The 17,946-nt window shown below is 57.2% G+C and carries 17 protein-coding genes; 1 reads left to right on the top strand and 16 read right to left on the bottom strand.

What is annotated here, in order from left to right; all coding sequences use genetic code 11:
- Nucleotides 1-2: 2 nt before the first annotated feature.
- The 13 genes from I9188_RS11165 to trpS all read right to left on the bottom strand — a co-directional run bounded on the left by I9188_RS11165 (nt 3) and on the right by trpS (nt 11,627).
- Nucleotides 3-923: a sulfite exporter TauE/SafE family protein gene (locus I9188_RS11165; RefSeq protein ID WP_209506479.1), complete on the bottom strand. Its 921-nt coding sequence runs from the start codon at nt 921-923 to the stop codon at nt 3-5.
- A gap of 91 nt (nt 924-1,014) precedes the next feature.
- Nucleotides 1,015-1,938 carry a sulfite exporter TauE/SafE family protein gene (locus I9188_RS11160; protein WP_209506476.1) on the bottom strand — a complete coding sequence of 308 codons (924 nt, stop codon included), beginning with the start codon at nt 1,936-1,938 and terminating at the stop codon, nt 1,015-1,017.
- Between the two features lie 90 nt (nt 1,939-2,028).
- Nucleotides 2,029-3,039 carry an ABC transporter permease gene (locus tag I9188_RS11155; RefSeq protein ID WP_209506474.1) on the bottom strand — a complete coding sequence of 337 codons (1,011 nt, stop codon included), beginning with the start codon at nt 3,037-3,039 and terminating at the stop codon, nt 2,029-2,031.
- Nucleotides 3,039-4,133, bottom strand: a complete 1,095-nt coding sequence (locus I9188_RS11150) for an ABC transporter permease (RefSeq protein WP_209506472.1) — start codon at nt 4,131-4,133, stop codon at nt 3,039-3,041. Before I9188_RS11150 ends, I9188_RS11155 begins: the two co-directional genes overlap by 1 nt.
- Before the next feature lies 1 nt (nt 4,134).
- Complete coding sequence (locus tag I9188_RS11145) at nt 4,135-5,664, bottom strand: ABC transporter ATP-binding protein (RefSeq protein ID WP_209506470.1); 1,530 nt, start codon at nt 5,662-5,664, stop codon at nt 4,135-4,137.
- A 95-nt stretch (nt 5,665-5,759) separates the two neighbouring features.
- The gene (locus I9188_RS11140; protein WP_209506467.1) at nt 5,760-6,758 is read right to left on the bottom strand and encodes a BMP family ABC transporter substrate-binding protein; all 999 of its coding nucleotides are present in this window, start codon (nt 6,756-6,758) and stop codon (nt 5,760-5,762) included.
- Between the two features lie 158 nt (nt 6,759-6,916).
- Complete coding sequence (locus I9188_RS11135; protein WP_209506465.1) at nt 6,917-7,330, bottom strand: GNAT family N-acetyltransferase; 414 nt, start codon at nt 7,328-7,330, stop codon at nt 6,917-6,919.
- Nucleotides 7,327-7,917: a tRNA (adenosine(37)-N6)-threonylcarbamoyltransferase complex dimerization subunit type 1 TsaB gene (gene tsaB, locus I9188_RS11130; protein WP_209506463.1), complete on the bottom strand. Its 591-nt coding sequence runs from the start codon at nt 7,915-7,917 to the stop codon at nt 7,327-7,329. Before tsaB ends, I9188_RS11135 begins: the two co-directional genes overlap by 4 nt.
- Entirely contained in the window at nt 7,907-8,470 is a 564-nt protein-coding gene (locus I9188_RS11125; protein WP_209506461.1) for a NifU family protein, read from the bottom strand. Before I9188_RS11125 ends, tsaB begins: the two co-directional genes overlap by 11 nt.
- A 69-nt stretch (nt 8,471-8,539) precedes the next feature.
- On the bottom strand, nt 8,540-9,133 hold the full coding sequence (locus I9188_RS11120; RefSeq protein WP_209506459.1) for a 2-hydroxychromene-2-carboxylate isomerase: 594 nt from the start codon (nt 9,131-9,133) through the stop codon (nt 8,540-8,542).
- A gap of 9 nt (nt 9,134-9,142) precedes the next feature.
- Nucleotides 9,143-9,598, bottom strand: a complete 456-nt coding sequence (locus I9188_RS11115; RefSeq protein ID WP_209506457.1) for a universal stress protein — start codon at nt 9,596-9,598, stop codon at nt 9,143-9,145.
- Between the two features lie 77 nt (nt 9,599-9,675).
- Nucleotides 9,676-10,539 carry a branched-chain amino acid aminotransferase gene (locus I9188_RS11110; RefSeq protein WP_209506455.1) on the bottom strand — a complete coding sequence of 288 codons (864 nt, stop codon included), beginning with the start codon at nt 10,537-10,539 and terminating at the stop codon, nt 9,676-9,678.
- 59 nt (nt 10,540-10,598) lie between these two features.
- Complete coding sequence (gene trpS, locus I9188_RS11105) at nt 10,599-11,627, bottom strand: tryptophan--tRNA ligase (RefSeq protein ID WP_209506453.1); 1,029 nt, start codon at nt 11,625-11,627, stop codon at nt 10,599-10,601.
- An 86-nt stretch (nt 11,628-11,713) separates the two neighbouring features.
- Between trpS and I9188_RS11100 the strand changes: the two genes are divergently transcribed.
- Nucleotides 11,714-12,400: a rhomboid family intramembrane serine protease gene (locus tag I9188_RS11100; RefSeq protein ID WP_209506451.1), complete on the top strand. Its 687-nt coding sequence runs from the start codon at nt 11,714-11,716 to the stop codon at nt 12,398-12,400.
- Here I9188_RS11100 and murJ read toward each other — a convergent pair whose 3' ends face one another.
- Genes murJ through I9188_RS11085 form a run of 3 tightly spaced genes read right to left on the bottom strand, consistent with a single transcriptional unit; the run spans nt 12,401 to nt 17,890 of the window.
- Nucleotides 12,401-13,942 (bottom strand): murein biosynthesis integral membrane protein MurJ, encoded by a 1,542-nt coding sequence (gene murJ, locus I9188_RS11095; protein WP_209506449.1) that lies wholly within the window; start codon nt 13,940-13,942, stop codon nt 12,401-12,403.
- Nucleotides 13,939-16,758 carry a [protein-PII] uridylyltransferase gene (locus I9188_RS11090; protein WP_209506447.1) on the bottom strand — a complete coding sequence of 940 codons (2,820 nt, stop codon included), beginning with the start codon at nt 16,756-16,758 and terminating at the stop codon, nt 13,939-13,941. The genes murJ and I9188_RS11090 overlap by 4 nt, the downstream gene beginning before the upstream one ends.
- Entirely contained in the window at nt 16,718-17,890 is a 1,173-nt protein-coding gene (locus I9188_RS11085) for a penicillin-binding protein activator (RefSeq protein ID WP_209506445.1), read from the bottom strand. Before I9188_RS11085 ends, I9188_RS11090 begins: the two co-directional genes overlap by 41 nt.
- Between the last annotated feature and the right edge of the window lie 56 nt (nt 17,891-17,946).

Genomic DNA, 17,946 nt, shown 5'->3' with positions numbered 1-17,946 from the left:
TCTTAATGCCCCCCGCTGTTGCCAAGCGAATAAAGCTCGGATGGTTCAAGAAGCAGATCAAGGGCCAGCTTGCCGCAGACGACCAGAACCAGCGCGGCCAACAGAACGCGCAGCTGTTCAGCCGGCATGCGCGAACCGATCACGGTTCCGATCTGGGCGCCAACGACGCCTCCGACCAGCAGTAAAACCGCCAGGACGATGTCCACAGTGTAGTTGGTGGTCGCGTGCAGCATTGTTGTAAATGCAGTTACAAAGATGATCTGAAACAACGATGTACCGACAACGACTTTGGTAGGCATTCCCAGCAGATAGATCATTGCCGGGACCATGATGAAACCGCCACCGACACCCATGATCGCGGACAAGACCCCGACGCTTAGACCAACCACAGCCGGTGGAATGACCGAAATATAAAGGCCTGACGTGCGAAAGCGCATCTTGAAGGGCATTGAATGAACCCAGCCACGTTGGCGGCGCTTAGCTGGCGCTGCCCCGCCTTTCTTGGCTTTACGCAGCGCCCTCAGGCTTTCGATGAACATCAGGCTGCCAATGATCCCAAGGAAGACCACGTAACAAAGGGTTACCAGAAGGTCGACCTGGCCCAGGCTTTTTAGGTAGTTAAAGACAACAACACCCAACGCAGCCCCGATCAGACCGCCTGTTAACAATACCGTACCCATCTTGAGGTCAACGGTCTTTCGTCGAAAATGGGCCAGCACCCCGGAAAAGGACGATGCAACAATCTGATTGGCCTCGGTCGCAACGGCGACGGCCGGTGGTATGCCAATGAAGAACAGCAGCGGCGTCATGAGGAACCCGCCGCCGACCCCGAACATCCCCGACAGAATTCCAACCATTCCACCCAGACCAAGGAGTAGAAATGCATTTACCGAGACTTCGGCTATGGGCAGGTAAATATGCATGATACCGTCACTTTGCGCTGGGTCTTGGCTTGCCTTCTATCACACTCGAGTTCAAGAGCGGTAATTGTCGCGTGGCGCGGATCAATCAACATCATACCCCTCCCGGTTCTGCCAGAGAAAAGATTTCCGTTGGCGGCAACAGAAGGTCAAATCCGATCTTTCCGGCAACGCTCATGACCAGCAGCGCCAATAGAATGCGCAGCTGTTCGGCTTTCAAACGCGCACCGATCTGCGTCCCCAGTTGTGCGCCCAGAACGCCACCAAGCAAAAGGAACAGAGCAAGGACAAGGTCGACGCTGAAATTTGCCGACGCATGTATCATGGTTGTAAAACCGGCGACGAAAATGATCTGGAACAGGGATGTTCCGATAACCACTTTTGTCGGGATGCCAAGAACATAGATCATCGCGGGTACCATGATGAACCCGCCGCCGACACCCATGATCGCCGACAGAATGCCAACACCAAACCCAACCAGTGCAGGCGGTATGACCGAGATGTACAGGCTTGATGCCCTAAACCGCATCTTGAAGGGCAGTGAGTGAACCCATGTGCGCTGGCGTCGCTTGGGGGCAGGTTGAGTACCGGACTTGCTGGCTTTTCGGATGGCGGCAAGGCTTTCAATGAACATCAGGGTTCCGATAGCCCCCAGAAATACGACATAGCAAATCTGTACAGCCAGATCGACCTGTCCGAGATGCTTGAGAAAATTGAAAGCCACCATACCCAGGGTCGCGCCAAACAACCCTCCGGTCAGCAGAACACTTCCCATTTTCAGGTCCACGGTCTTGCGCCTGAGATGCGCCAGCAATCCCGAAATGGAAGAAGCGACAACCTGGTTGGCTGACGTGGCAACGGCAACCGCCGGAGGTATGCCGATAATGAACAGCAGCGGAGTGATAAGGAATCCTCCGCCGACCCCGAACATGCCAGATAAAATACCGACGACCCCACCGATGCCCAACAGCAGGAATGGGTTAACAGAAACTTCGGCTATGGGAAGGTATACGTGCATACCCTCTTAGAACGGTTGCGGCATGCAAAATCAACTCTGCATGCCGCCTTGCAGCGAACAGGACCGAAACTCCATTCGGAACTGGCCTTATCAGCGCTCTTTGATGTAGGGATCTCCGCCTGCCTGAGGGGGAATGGCTTTGCCAACAAACCCAGCCAGAATAACCACTGTCAGGATGTAGGGCAGGGCATCCATCACCTGGACCGGAATTACTACGCCACCCAGGTCAATGTTCTGGAACCGAAGCGCTACGGCCTGAAGCAGACCAAACAGTAAACAGGCCCACATGGCGTGCCACGGGCGCCATTTGGCAAAGATCAGCGCAGCTAGGGCAATAAAGCCGCGACCAGCTGTCATGTCCTTGACGAATCCGGCCTGCAAAGCCGTGGCCAGATAAGCGCCCGCAATACCACAGAGGACGCCACAAATTGCAACCGCAGCATAGCGTAACCCGACTACCGAAACGCCCGCAGTGTCTACCGCGGCGGGGTTTTCGCCCACGGCACGCAGGCGAAGGCCAAATCGTGTACGGTACAATATCCACCAGGTTGCTGGAACCATTAAGAACGCGACATAGACCAGGATCGAATGCCCGGACAGCAACTCAGAGTAAACAATATGGACAACGTTCGCATCCGACATCAGGTCCGAGACAGAGCGACCAGTGAGTTCCGCATCCTCAGGCCCGATTGCATAAGGAAACTCCGCGGATTCAAAGCGCCCACCGCCGAACAGGGATGGTGTACGCCCCCCCTGCTGGAACCAACTTTGCGCGACAAGAACAGTCAAGCCAGCGGCAAGGAAATTGATGGCCACGCCCGAGATGAGCTGGTTCCCTCTGAAGGTGATCGAAGCCATCCCGTGCAGCCCGGACAATATCAACGAGGCAGCAATACCGGCCAACAAGCCGAGCCAAACCGATCCGGTTGCGGCGGCGACGGCCGCGGAAAAGAAGGCTGACATCAGCATTTTGCCTTCCAACCCGATGTCGAAAATACCTGCCCGTTCCGAGTACAGACCTGCCAAACAGGCCAGCAAAAGCGGCGTGGACAGGCGGATGGTCGAATCCAGAACCTGGATGAGGGTTACAAAGAAGTCCATTATTCTGCCCTCTTCCGCATACCAAGGAACAGTTTCTCAAGCGGCATCCGCACCATGTTGTCCAGCGCCCCAGTGAACAGGATCACCAGCGCCTGAATGACCACGATCAGTTCACGCGGGATCGATGCCCACAGCGCCAGTTCCGCACCGCCCTGATATAGGAACCCGAACAAAAGCGCGGCCAGCAATACCCCGAACGGGTGTGAGCGCCCCATAAGGGCCACGGCAATCCCGATGAACCCAGCGCCTTCTGTCGAGTTCAGGACTAGGCGCTCCGCCTCGCCCATGACGTTGTTGATGGCCATCAAACCTGCCAGCGCACCCGAGATCAGCATCGCAACAATGGTAATGCGAACAGGCGAGATGCCAGCATAGACCGCGCCGGTTTCAGAGTGGCCGTACGCACGGATTTCATAGCCCAGCCGGGTCCGCCAGATCAGCGCCCAGACGACGACACAGGCCAGCAAAGCGATGAAGAACGTAATGTTTACCGGAGCCCCCCGGAACACCGTGTTCTCTGCGGTCGAGAACATTGACTGGAACGTTGGCAGATGGACGGACTCGGGGAACCGTGCGGTTGCCGGGTCCTGCGACCCTTGCGGGCGCATGACGTTGACCAGCATGTAGTTCAGAAAGGCAGCGGCGATGAAATTGAACATGATCGTGGTGATCACGATATGGCTGCCGCGCTTGGCCTGAAGATAGGCCGGGATAGCGGCCCAAAGCGCGCCGAACAGCATTGATGCCGCGCAGGCTGCCAGCAATGCAACGCTCCAATGCGGCCAGTCGACGTAAAGGCAAACCATGGCCACACCAAGACCGCCCAGCATCGCCTGACCTTCGCCACCGATGTTGAACAAGCGGGCGTGGAATGCGACGGCGACCGCAAGACCGGTAAACATGAAATTTGTCGCGTAATAGAGCGTGTAGCCCCACCCATAGGTTGACCCCAGCGCGCCCGAGACCATCAGCTTTACAGCTTCGACGGGGTTTTCTCCGATGGCGAGAATGACCAGCGCCGACAGGATAGCGGCCAGCATCAGACTGATCAGCGGGATCAGAACGACATCGGCCCATTTAGGCATTTTTTCCATCCTACGCGGCCTCTCCTGCAACACCGGCCATCAGCAGGCCAAGTTCTTTTTCATCTGTTTCATTGGGCAGGCGTTCACCCATGATATGCCCGTCAAACATCACTGCGATCCGGTCGGACAGCGAGAAGATCTCTTCCAACTCGACCGAAACCAGCAGGATCGCCTTGCCTTGGTCGCGCAGGGCCACGATCTGCTTGTGAATGAATTCGATTGCGCCGATATCAACGCCGCGTGTCGGCTGGCCGACCAGCAGCAGGTCAGGGTTTCGCTCGATTTCGCGGGCAACGACGATTTTCTGTTGGTTCCCACCCGAAAAGCTTTTGGCGGCAAGCCAAGGGTCTGGTGGCCGGACATCAAATTTCTCGATCTTGGCTTCGGTGTCAGCGCGCAGAGCGGCGTTGTCCATAAAGATGCCGTGCTTATAGGCCGGGTCACGGTGATAGCCGAAGGCCACGTTTTCCCACGCGTGGAAATCCATAATCAAACCTTCGCGCTGACGGTCTTCGGGCACATGCGCGATGCGCTGTGCACGACGCGCCTGACCGTCTGATCCGGCACCGCTTAGTGCCAGCGGTTCGCCGTTCAGCTTGATCGAGCCTTGTCCCGGACGCATCCCGCCCAGAACCTCCAGCAATTCCGACTGTCCATTGCCCGCCACACCGGCAATGCCGACGATCTCACCGGCACGCACGGTCAGGTCGATACCTTTGACCCGTTCAACACCGGCGGAATCGAAAACGCTCAGCTTTTCGATCTCAAGGATGGGTTTGCCCGGCGTCGCAGGCACCTTGTCGACCTGCAGCAAAACCTTGCGGCCTACCATCAGTTCGGCCAGTTCTTCAGGGCTGGTGTCCGAAGTTTTCACCGTAGCTGTCATCTGCCCACGGCGCATGACCGAAACGGTATCGGTGTTTTCCATGATTTCGCGCAACTTGTGGGTGATCACGATGATCGTTTTCCCTTCGGCCCGCAGACGATCCAGGATACGGAACAGCTGGTCAGCCTCAGCCGGGGTCAAAACACCAGTCGGTTCATCCAGAATCAGAATCTCGGCCTTGCGATACAAAGCCTTCAAAATCTCGACGCGCTGCTGCATCCCCACACCGATCTCATCAATGCGTTTGTCGGGGTCAACGAACAGTTCGTATTCTTCTTCCAATTCTTTCAGCTCTTTACGCGCCTTGGCCAGAGACGGAGCCAGAAGGCCGCCATCTTCAGCACCCAGAACGATGTTTTCCAGAACCGTGAAATTCTCCACCAGCTTGAAATGCTGAAACACCATCCCGATGCCCGAGGCGATAGCCGCCTGGCTGTCAGGGATTTCGGTCTTTGTCCCGTTGATCCAAATTTCACCTTTGTCGGCTTTGTAAAAGCCGTAGAGGATGCTCATCAGCGTGGATTTGCCCGCACCGTTTTCACCGATAATCCCATGGATCGTACCGGGGGCGACGCTGATTGAGATGTCTTTGTTGGCCTGAACCGGCCCAAAGGATTTGGAAATCCCTTTGAGCTCAATGGCGGGGACGGTCATGTCTTACCCTCAACTGCCGAAAAGCCCATCCGGCAGGTGGCACGGATGGCAGAGTGGATGTCAGGGCGGAAGGGTTCCTTCCGCCCCGCGCGATATCAGAACTGCAGTGCGGGGCAGCTGTCGTTCTCGTAATAGCTGACAACGGTGATATCGCCGTTGATGATGGCTTTGCGGGCTTCTTCCACCGCATCGTTCATGCGAACTGAGACAAGCTCTTTGTTGTTATCGTCCATGGCGACGCCTACACCTTCTTCGGCCAGTCCCATGGTGAACACGCCGGTTTCTACGGCGTCACCTGCTTTCATCGCGTCATACACCGCGACGTCGACACGTTTCAGCATCGACGTCAGGACCTTGCCCGGATGCAGGTGGTTCTGGTTGCTGTCCACGCCGATCGACAGAATGCCTTCGTCGGCTGCCGTTTGCAGAACGCCTACACCTGTACCACCAGCCGCGGCATAGATCACGTCAGCACCCTGGCTGATCTGTGCTTTTGTAAGTTCGGAACCTTTTACAGGATCGTTCCACGCCGCAGGGGTGGTGCCGGTCATGTTGGCGACAACATTGATGTCCGGGTTCACCGCTTTGGCGCCTTGTGCGTATCCGCAGCCAAAGTGGCGGATCAGCGGAATGTCCATACCGCCGATAAAGCCAACGGTGCCGGATTTTGATGCCATCGCGGCCATCATGCCAACCAGGTACGACCCTTCATGCTCGGCAAAGCCGATCTGGCGGATGTTGGGGATGTCCAGCCAGTTCACGTCGACAGCCACGAATTTGGTTTCAGGATAGTCGCCTGCAACAGCCGACAACGGATCAGCCATACCAAAGCCCATGGTGATGATCGGGTTGGCACCTGATTCTGCGAAACGGCGCAGAGCCTGTTCGCGCTGTGCTTCCGACTGGATCTCGATCTCGCGATACTTGCCGCCGGTCTCATTGGCCCAACGCTGCGCGCCATTATAGGCAGCTTCGTTGAAAGATTTGTCGAACTTGCCGCCCAGGTCAAAGATCAGCGCCGGTTCGGCGAAAGCTGCACCTGCGGTCAGAGCGACAGCAGCGGCAGCACCCATCAAGGATTTCATCAGGGTCATTTAAGTCTCCCATTTTTTTTGTTGGCACGAGGTCAGATTAGCCCCGTTTACCCACTTTTAGCGAGCATAAGTGTTGTGATGGCGGGAATTAAGGACGTTTGCAACCGTCATGGTCAATTGATTTCTGACCAAATGGTCTAAAAAATCTTTGGTTGCCGTTAAGGCAGTGCGCGTTCCATCACAAGAGCATCGATATTTGGGCCTGTTTTTCTAGAATAATAACCTTTGCGCCGACCGCACTGGCGATACCCGCATCGCCCGTACAGCGCGATTGCTGCAACATTGTCGGCAGCCACGTCCAGAAATGCGCGGTTTGCCTGCAAAGTGACTGCCCGGTCGTGCCAGATGCGCATGGTCTGAAACCCGAGACCTTGTCTTTGAAACGCGGGGTGAGTCGCGATCGTCAGTAACTCTGCCTCACCCGGGATCACCTGAAAAAGGGCAAAGCAGCGGGCATCCCCAACGTAATCAGTGAACCGGTTTTCCATAAGGCTGGCGAATTCATCGGCAGTCCATGGGCGTGACTGGGTGAACGCCGCTGCATGTGTCGCTGCCATCTCGTAAGGCGTCATTGGTCCAGTAACACAGGCGGCACATCTCGGGATGGGGCCGCGTCCGCAGGTCTGACATATAGCGGGGCCGGAGGCGCACTGACGCTGTGCCATCGTTTTGCAGCAAGTCTGGCAACGGCTTGTATCTGCAATGCGGGGTCGGGGCAGACATACAATGGCCCATGCTTTTCGGCCTCGTCCAAAGGCAAAAGGCATGGGCCGGTTCCGGGAAGCTGTACATATACCTGTTCGCGCGGCGCAGGGATGGCTGGAAGTTGCCCCGCTTCTGCTAGTTCAATCAGAGCATCGAATCCAGAAACGCCCACCGCCGGGACGCCAAGGCCCAAGGCTAGGCCCCGGGCGGCAGAGACCGAAATACGAATGCCTGTGAAATTGCCGGGCCCAATCCCAACACCGATGGCATCCAAGTCAGCCCAAACGCAACCAGCCTCGGTCAGCACTTCTTGCAGCAAGGGCATCAATCGTTCGGCTTGACCGCGTGCCATGCCTTCGACGCGGGATACAGCGATCACACCGCCACGCAACAAAGCGGCCGCGCAATGCGCGGCCGATGTATCAAATGCCAGGATCGTCGGGTCAGACGGCAACTGGGCGAACCTCGGTCACTTCGGGGATATAGTGGCGCAGCAGGTTTTCGATACCCATCTTCAGTGTCAGTGTCGATGACGGGCACCCCGCGCAGGCACCTTGCATGTGCAGATAGACCACGCCGCGATCAAAGCCATGAAAGGTGATGTCGCCACCATCCTGTGCCACGGCCGGGCGCACGCGGCTGTCCAGCAGGTCTTTGATCTGATTGACGATTTCTGCATCTTCTCCGGTATGTTCGGCATGACCCGAGGCCGCCGCCGCGTCGGCACCCATGACGGGCTGGCCGGATTGATAATGCTCCATCACTGCGCCAAGAATTGCAGGTTTGATGTGATCCCACTGAACGTCGTCGGATTTGGTCACAGTGACAAAATCGTTTCCAAAGAACACACCGGTCACGCCGTTTACCGCAAAGATTCGTTTGGCCAGTGGGGATTTGTCACCAGCCTCGGCTGTCGGGAAGTCTGCGGTTCCAGCCTCAAGCACCGTTTGGCCGGGCAGAAATTTCAACGTGGCCGGGTTTGGGGTGGATTCGGTCTGGATGAACATGAGGCAGCTCCGTCTGAGGTGTTTCTGATATGCGCTCAGGGGGCGGAGAAGTCAATATTTGGAACGATTCTAAAACGTAGTCGTATAGTCAATCGCGTCATCCAGCCGGTCATCTCCCCAAAACAGCTCTGTCCCCGCCACAAAACTCGGCGCACCAAACAGGCCAAGTGCTTTTGCGCGCGCAGATTGCTCGAACAGAGCAGCCTTGAGGCTCGGATCTTTTGCGCGATTCATCACTGCCGCAGGCAGACCTGCCATCTTCAGGCAATCCTCAATCACGCCTTCGTCAGAGATGTTCTTCCCGTCCCCGAATTCAGCGCTGAAAACAGCCTTTGCAAAGGCAGCCCGTTCTTCGCCATGCTCAAGGGCCAGAGCCAGGCGCGCTGCTGTGAGAGAGTTTTGCGGGAACGGGTCAGGCCGAACCAACGGCAGCCCTCGTGCGCTGCAAAGACGTTCCATGTCGCGCCACATATAGCGCCCTTTGGCCGGATACAGGTTGAACGGCGACGTGCGCCATCCCTGATCCGCGAAAATCGGACCCAACAGAAAAGGCTGCCAATCGACCGAGACACCTTTGTCCTGCGCGGCCTGTTCGATCCGCATCGCGCTGAGATAGGAATAGGTCGAGGCGAAGTCGAACCAGAACTGCAACATCTTCGCCATGTTCGATCCTCAGGTGATTTCTTCCAGCTTTTCCTTGCTCAGATCACCGGGAACAATCGTGATCGGGATCGGCAGGCTGCCAGAGTTCTTAGTGAGCTGGGTCACCAGCGGGCCGGGGCCTTTTTTGTCAGTTCCCGCCCCAAGAACAAGAACGCCGATTTCAGGGTCAGACAATACATGTTCGATGATCTGCGGCACCGGATCACCTTCGCGAATGGCCAATTCAGGTTCTACATTCTGTTTGTCGCGCATCCATTTGGCGAAGACTTCGAAATGGGCATGGATGCGTTCCCGGGCTTCTTCGCGCATGGTTTCGGCAACACCGATCCAGTGATTGAACTCGTCCGGTGGAATAACCGACAAGATCGTCACACCGCCGCCTGTATGCGCGGCACGCATCGCGGCGAACCGCATTGCGTTCAGGCATTCACGGCTGTCATCCAGAACAACTAAGAACTTACGCATGGGTGTCCTCTTCAATTTTAAGGGATCATGCCCGAGCGTTTGCGTGCTGGCAACTCGGACACGTTCATGTCGATGTACTAGCGTTCGCTTGCAGCCCAGTCCCAGTAAAGTGCGCGGGCACGGCGGGCAATTGGACCGACCTGAAACTGTGTGTCTTCCAGCGCAGTTACTGGTGTGATCTTGCTCATATTGCCGGACATGAAAACCTCGTCCGCCTGGTGAAAATCCTCAAAACCCAAGACCGTTTCATGGACTTTAACACCATCCTCGCGCAGATTCTTGATATGTCGCGCCCGCGTGATCCCTGCCAAAAATGTGCCGTTTGGGATCGGGGTAAAGACCTCGCCATCCTTGACCATGAAGATGTTTGCTGTTGCCGTTTCAGCCACATTGCCGATCGCGTCAGCGACCAGAGCGTTTGAGAATCCTTTGGAGCGCGCCTCTTGCAACATGCGAGCATTGTTTGGGTAAAGGCACCCGGCCTTGGCGTTGACCACTGCTGATTCCAGTACCGGGCGACGGAATCGCGTGGTTGCCAGCGTGGCCGAAGCCGTTTCAGGTGCCATCGGGATTTCTTCGAGACAGATGGCAAACCCTGTGCTGTTTTCCTGCGGAACGATTGCCGTGCTGTCGCCGTCAATGCCCCAATACATCGGGCGGATGTAGACAGCCGTGTCAGGGCTGTAGGCGTGCAACCCTTCCTGCACCAATTCGACCATCTGTTCAGTTGTCATGGTCGGTGTCAGCATCAGGGCTTCGGCGGACCGGTTCACCCGCGCGCAATGGGCGTGCAGATCAGGGGCTAACCCGTCGAAATAGCGGGCGCCGTCAAAGACCGAAGACCCCAGCCACGCCCCGTGATCCGCTGCGCGCATGATGGGAGTATCCCCGTCATGCCATTGGCCCTGAAAGTAGGTCCGGATGTTTTTGCCGGTTGCCATGACGCCCTCCTCTGGTTCAGGCAGACCCTAGGTGGGCGTCAGGCGAAGGTCCAGTGCATTCAGCGTGATGTCGATCCGACCATACCGACGATTTCATAGGTCTTTTGCAGGATCGGAGCGGCGATTTGGCGCGCGCGCTCGGCTCCATGAGCCAGAATCCGGTCAATCTCGGCCTGTTCTCCCATAAGGCGTGACATCTCAGTCGAGATTGGGGCCAGCTTGGCGACTGCCAGATCCGCCAGCATAGGTTTGAAATCACCGAACTGCTTGCCCCCAACTTCGGCCAGAACCTGCGCGATGCTCTGATCGCTGAGTGCTGCGTAGATATTGACCAGATTACGCGCTTCGGGACGGCCCTCCAGACCTTCGACATCCGACGGCAAAGCGTCAGGGTCGGTCTTGGCCTTGCGGATTTTCTTTGCGATCGCATCTGCATCGTCGGTCAGGTTGATCCGGCTCATGTCCGAGGGATCGGACTTTGACATCTTCTTGGACCCATCCCGCAAGCTCATGACCCTTGTGGCTGACCCTTCGATCACCGGCTCGGTGATGGGAAAGAAATCGACGCCAAAATCGTTGTTGAATTTTATGGCGATGTCGCGGGTCAACTCCAGATGCTGTTTCTGGTCCTCTCCAACTGGCACATGGGTTGCGTGATAGATCAGAATATCGGCTGCCATCAGAGCAGGGTAGGCAAACAGGCCAAGCGAAGCGTTCTGCTGGTTTTTGCCCGCCTTGTCCTTCCACTGGGTCATGCGCTGCATCCAACCCATGCGCGCGACACAGTTGAATATCCAGGCCAGTTGCGCATGTTCCGGCACCTGACTTTGGTTGAACAAGATTGATTTTTCCGGGTTTAGACCGGAAGCGATGTAACCGGCACAAAGCTCCCGCGTTGCATGCTGCAACTCGGTTGGGTCTTGCCAGACGGTGATCGCGTGCAGATCGACCATGCAATAGATAGTCTCAAATTCCTCGCTCTGCATTCTCACCCAGTTCCGAAGCGCCCCGAGATAGTTGCCGAGGTGCAGATTGCCTGAAGGCTGCGCACCGGAAAACACGCGCGGCGTGAATTGGGACTCAGTCATCAAAGGGAACTCCTGTCTGGAAAAATCAGCCCCCGTCGCTTACCCATGAGGCAAAGGGACGTCAACAGCCGCGAAAGGCCAGCCCAATGAGCAGTGAACATTACACGCCGCCTTTGAACCCTCTGCCACCTGCTGTGGTGGCACTGGTTCTGTTCATCATCGGGATAGAAATTGCCTTCACGCTGGGATCACGCGGGCTGGTCGGAGGGCCAGCAGCGATGGGCTGGCGGCTGGATGCGATCCAGCAATACGCGTTCTCTGCGGATATTTTCGACTGGATGGTTCTGAATGGGCGCTGGCCATTCGAGCATGTCATCCGCTTCGTGACCTATCCCTTTGTATCCGCCAATTTCACGCAGGCAATTTTCGTCTGTGTTTTCGTACTGGCGATGGGCAAAATGGTTGGCGAAGTGTTTGGCGGTTTCCCGATGCTGCTGATTTTTGTCATGTCGGGCATTGGCGGCGCATTAGCCTACGCTGTGTTACTGGACCCACGCTATCCGCTGATTGGAGGGTTCCCGCCGGTGTATGGTCTGATTGGCGCATTTACGTGGTTGTTGTGGCGCAAACTGTCACTTGTAGGTGCAAACCAAGCACGGGCATTTCAATTGATTGCCGTCCTTATGGGCATACAATTTCTTTTCGGCCTGATCTTTGGTGGCAACTGGGAATGGGTTGCTGATCTGGGTGGGTTTGCCACCGGTTTTGGCTTGTCTTTTCTTGTTGCACCGGGCGCGTGGTCACGGATCGTCGGACGCATTCGCCGGGATTGATCACGACCGGCGCAGGGCTTGCTTGAACTCCGACAGCTTGAAGGCGCCGAAGATATGGCCCAGAAGGAAATATGAGACGGCAGCGACCATGATCAGGACCAGCAGTGCCAGATAGCGCCAGCCGGGAACATCCAAAGCCCACCCGAACAGGTAAAGCGCTGCGTATAAGATCGCGCCCATCCCAAGCGAAGCGGCCACAATCCGGCCTGCGCGCTTTCTGAACCGGACATCGAAGCGCGCCTCTTCACCCATTCGTCGTGCGCCAAGTGCCAGCAGAACGACCATCGCCCACCCGGCAGTCGATGCGGCAATTGCCGGCGCGATCCAGCCCACCAGTGGAAACAGACCAAACGCCAGAGCTGCGTTCACGATCATCGCAACAATCGCGTAGTGAAACGGGGAACGTGTATCCTCGCGCGAAAAAAACAGTGGTTGCAGCAATTTTTGCAACATGAAGGCCGGAAGCCCGACCCCGTAGATGGCAACCGCAAGGGCCGTGGCGGCCGTGTCCTCGGGGCCGAACTGGCCGCGTTCGAACAGCACCGACACGAGGGGGGTTGGCATAACCACGAAGGCCACAGTCGAAGGCAGCGTCAGCAGCAATGTGAACTCACCGGCCCGGGAAAAGGCATTGCGTGCGCCTTCTTTGTCATCCGCGCGCAAGCGGCGGGACAGGTCCGGCAACAAGACTATGCCGACAGCAATGCCTACCACCCCCAAAGGCAACTGGTAGAGCCTGTCTGCGGCAAACAACCAGCTGACGGCTTTTTCGGTTTTCGATGCAACCAATTGCCCGACAACCAGATTGACCTGTGTGACCCCCATCGCCAGCGCGGCCGGGACCGCGATACGTACCATCCGCCGCATTTCGGGCGTCAGACGCGGCAGGCTGGGGCGAATGCGGATGTTGGCGCGTTCGGTTGCAACCCAGACCAACGCCAGTTGCGCGACACCGGCGACCGGAATGACTGAGATCAACCACCGGATCACCTCGCCGCCGGACATGGCACCTGCGATCAGGGCGGTGCAGGCGAAAATGTTCAGCAGAACAGGTGCGGCTGCCGCCGCTGCGAACCGCCCGGTTGCATTCAGAACACCTGAAAACAAGGCAGCCAGAGACATGAACAGGATATATGGAAATACAACATATCCATAGTCCACCGCCAGATCGAACCGTTCATCGCCATAAAACCCTTCGGCGGTCAGCCACACCAGACCGGGCATGAAAACCATGGCCAGCCCGACCAGCGCAAGAACAGCCACGGCCAAAAGATTGAACGCGTCCTGCGCAAAACCCTGAGGGTCTTCGTCTGCTTCCAGCCGTTTGGAAAACATCGGCACAAAGGCCGCGTTAAATGCCCCCTCGGCGAAAAAGCGGCGGAACATGTTGGGCAGGCGAAAGGCTGCAACAAAGGCATCCATCACTGGGCCCGGTCCGATATAGGCCGTCAGCAGTATCTCTCGCAAAAACCCCAGAATTCGGCTGGCGAGCGTCCAGAAGCCGACCGTGAACAGGCCCGAGAACAAGCGTATTTGCTTCATGAGGCCGCACGCTCGGCGCCTTCGGTGATTGCCGTGCGCAGCTTGGCCTCAAGCCCGCGCTGCTTGCTTTCCGAGTAATATTTCAAGCCAAACATGTCCTTGACGTAGAACGTATCGACCACCTGTTCGCCATAGGTCGCGATCACGGCATTGGCGATATACACGTTCGCCGCGGCCAGGGTCCGGGTCAGATCAAACAGCAGGCCTGGGCGGTCCCGTGTGTCCACCTCGATGATCGTGTAGATTTCAGAGCCCTCGTTATCGAATGTGATGTGCGTTGGCACGTTGAAAGCGCGTTCGCGTTTCTTGATTTTGTCACGCGACTTCAGCGCTTCCTTGGCGACGACTTCACCGCGCAAGGTCTTGTGAATCATCTGCGTCAGGCGTGGAAGGCGTGATGCCTCGAACGGGTGCCCATCGGCATCCTGAATCCAGAATGCGTCCGTCACGTAACCGTCTTTGGTGGTATAGCTTCGGGCATCGACGACATTCGCGCCGACCAGGGCCAGTGCCCCGGCGATGCGGGCAAAAATACCGGGGTGATCGCCCATCGCAAAACAGGCCCGCGTCGCATCCCGGTCTTCATCAGGTTGCAGGCGAATTTCCATCGCGCCGGGATCGCCGCTTTGTTCCAGTGTGTGCAGCATCTCGGCAAATTCGATATGCGTCGCAAGGTTCAGGCCCTGCCAATAAGGGGCGTAGTGGCGCCCGGTCTCGACCTTGAGGTCAGCTTTGGACCAGTTGTCCAAAGCACGGCGCAGCGCTGTTTTGGCTTCGGCCCCCCGGTTTGCCCGGTTCAGGTCTTCCATACCGGTCTCCAGTGCACGCTTTGTTTCAGCATGCAGGGCGCGCAGCAAGGTGGCCTTCCAGTTGTTCCAGGTGGTCGGGCCAACACCGCGAATGTCACAAACCGTCAGAACCGTCAGCAGATCAAGCCGCTTGGTTGTCTGAACGGCCTTGGCAAAATCGCGCACCGTCCGAGGGTCAGAGATATCGCGTTTTTGTGCCATATCGGACATCAGCAAGTGATAGCGCACCAGCCATTCGACGGTTTCGGAGTCCGATTTGTTCAGACCGAGCCGAGGCGCCACCTTGCGCGCGATCTGTGCCCCTAGAATCGAGTGATCTTCGGGGCGGCCTTTCGCAATGTCATGAAGAAGAAGCGCGACATACAGCACCTTTCGGTTCACCCCGCCTTTCAGAATCGATGACGCCAGAGGCAGGGATTCGACCAGCTCTCCGCGTTCGATCTGGGCAAGATTGACGATGCATTGGATCGTATGCTCGTCCACCGTATAGCTGTGATACATATTGAACTGCATCATCGCCACGATATGCTCGAACTCGGGCAGGAAAGCGGACAGCACGCCCAGCTCGTTCATCCTTCGCAATGCGCGTTCCGGGTTGCCGTGTTTCAACATCAGATCCAGGAAAATGCGCTGGGCTTCCTTGTCGCAGCGCATCTCGTCATCGATCAGATGCAGGTTCGCGCTGACCAGCCGCATAGCATCGGGATGGATCAGCATACCTGTCCGCAAACCTTCTTCGAACAGGCGCAGCAGGTTCACTTTGTCGGATAGAAATTTTTCAGGTTCCACCAGATCCAGACGGCCGTGAACCACCTTGTAACCTGCCTTGACCCGTCGACGTCTGCGGAAAATGCGCTCCAGCAACGGCGCACCTTTCATATGCAGCGATTCGAGTTTGGTCAGGAAGATGCGCGTCAACTCACCCACGCGGGTGGCTTCGCGGAAATACCGCTGCATGAACACTTCGACCGCGCGACGCCCGGCACGGTCCTCGTACCCCATGCGTGCGGCGACCTCGACCTGCATGTCAAAGGTAAGCTGCTCGGTCGCGCGACCGGTGACCAGATGCAGGTGCGAGCGCACAGCCCAAAGGAATTCTTCGGCCTGAACAAAGGTTTTGAACTCTTCGGGGGTGAACAAGCCCAAAGGCACCAGTTCGGCCACGTCCTGAACGCCATAGATATATTTCGCGATCCAGTAGAGGGATTGCAAATCGCGCAAGCCGCCTTTGCCTTCTTTCACGTTGGGTTCGACCATGTAACGTTCGCCTTGTTTGTGGTGGCGTTCATCACGTTCGTGCAATTTGGCTTCAATGAACTCGCGTTCGGTTCCCTTGAACAGTTCGTCTTTCAGCCGTCGGTCCAACCCGTCCGCCAGCGCCTTGTCACCGGCCAGATAGCGTTGCTCCAACATCGCTGTGCGGATCGTGAAATCCTCGGTACCCAGCCGCAGACAATCCTTGATCGTGCGTGATGAATGCCCGACCTTCAGCCGCAAATCCCACAGGATATAAAGCATCGACTCGATGACGCTCTCGGCCCATGCGGTGATCTTGTAGGGGGTGAGAAACAGCAGATCGACGTCGGAAAACGGCGCCATTTCCCCGCGCCCGTAACCGCCAACAGCCAGAACGGCGATCTTTTCACCTTGGGTGGGCGTTGCAAGCGGATGCAGGCGTGTGCTTGAGACCAGCATCGCCGTCCCAACCAGTTGATCCGTCAGATATGTATATGAGCGCGTGAGTGCGCGCGCGTCGAAAGGACGTTCGCCAAATGCCTCAGCAATGGCCGCGCGGCCGGCCTTTTGAGCCTCGCGCAGAATGCGCACCGTCTCGGACCGCATTTTGGTGTTGTCCGGACAGACCTCAAAGGCCTGAGCCAGCGCATCATTGACGGCAGTGCTGTCGAAGATGTCCCCGGCGGGGCAGATCAACGCGCTTTCGGGCACGTTGATCGCGCCTGTCAGATCAGAAACCGGCACCAGAGAAGCTTTGTGGGGCAGGGTCAATCACAACCACCTGTTTGTTCTGGATCGTGGCAACGGCCAGACCGCGTTCGTTGGTGCCGTCCGGGCGTAGGCGGAAGATTCCGCCAACACCCTGGAAACCGGCGTTCTGTGTCAGGGCCGAAGCGGTCAGGGCGTCAGATTTGCCCTGGCTGACCAAGGCACCAATTGCAGCGATGCCGTCATAGGCCAAGCCACTGATCGGGTGCGGTGCTTCGCCGTAGGTTGCGTTGTAACGCTGACGGTAGGCTTGTGCCTTGGACGGGTCAGGCAACGCAAACCACCCCCCCTGAACCCCTGGAAGCTCCAGAGTTTGCGGAGGGATATCCCAACGTGTCAGGCCAATGAATTGCGTGGTTGCCGGAGAAACACCGGCCTCTGGCAGCAATTGCGAGAACAGTGGCAATGCCCCCGCCGTGGTCGCCGTCAGAAAGATCGAATCCGCGCCCGTCGAATCGACGGTGGCCTTGATCGTGGGAACCGCATTGATGACGCCCTGTTGCGACCGGTCGTATGCGACGGTCCCTGCATTGTTGACCCGACTGTTCGCTATGGCATTGGCGATTGCGGACCGGCCCAGTTGTCCTGCGGCGTCGTTGCTGTGCACGACCACCGTGTTGACCTTGCCCTGACTGCCCGCATAATTCACTAGCCGGTTGGCCGTGTTGTCAAAGGTCGGGCCCAATACAAAGACGTTGCCGCCTGCAATGCTGGTGTTGTTTGAAAACGAAAGAACGTTGACGTTCTTGCTCAGCACCGCCAACCCGGCAGCATTTGCTGCCTGGGCATATACCGGACCAATGATGATTTTTGCCCCGTCCGCGACAGCCTGCTGTGCAACGGCCGTCGCCGTGTTCGGGTTTCCGGCCGTGTCATAAACGCGTAAGTCGATCTGGACATTCGGCAAATCCGACATCGCAAGACGCGCGGCATTCTCAAGGCTTTGCGCCAGCGCTGCATCACCAGATTGCGCAGATCCTCTGGGAACCAGCAAGGCGACAGGAACCGGTTTCGAGGTATTGATCGATGGACCTCCGCCAAGACCACTCGGTTCACAGGCAGCAAGAAACGCTGCGGTCGTCAGGGCAGCGGCGACTTTCGCCAGCTTGCTTACGGGCTTGCAAACGGTAAACATCTAAATGAAAACTCCCTGATCCGACGGCTGCGAATGCTTCTGTTCTGTTGAGCCGC

Source organism: Ruegeria sp. HKCCSA071 (assembly GCF_017872555.1).
GTDB lineage: Bacteria > Pseudomonadota > Alphaproteobacteria > Rhodobacterales > Rhodobacteraceae > Ruegeria.
Note: the sequence above shows the minus strand (reverse complement) of the source record. Positions and strands in the feature narration are given on the sequence as shown.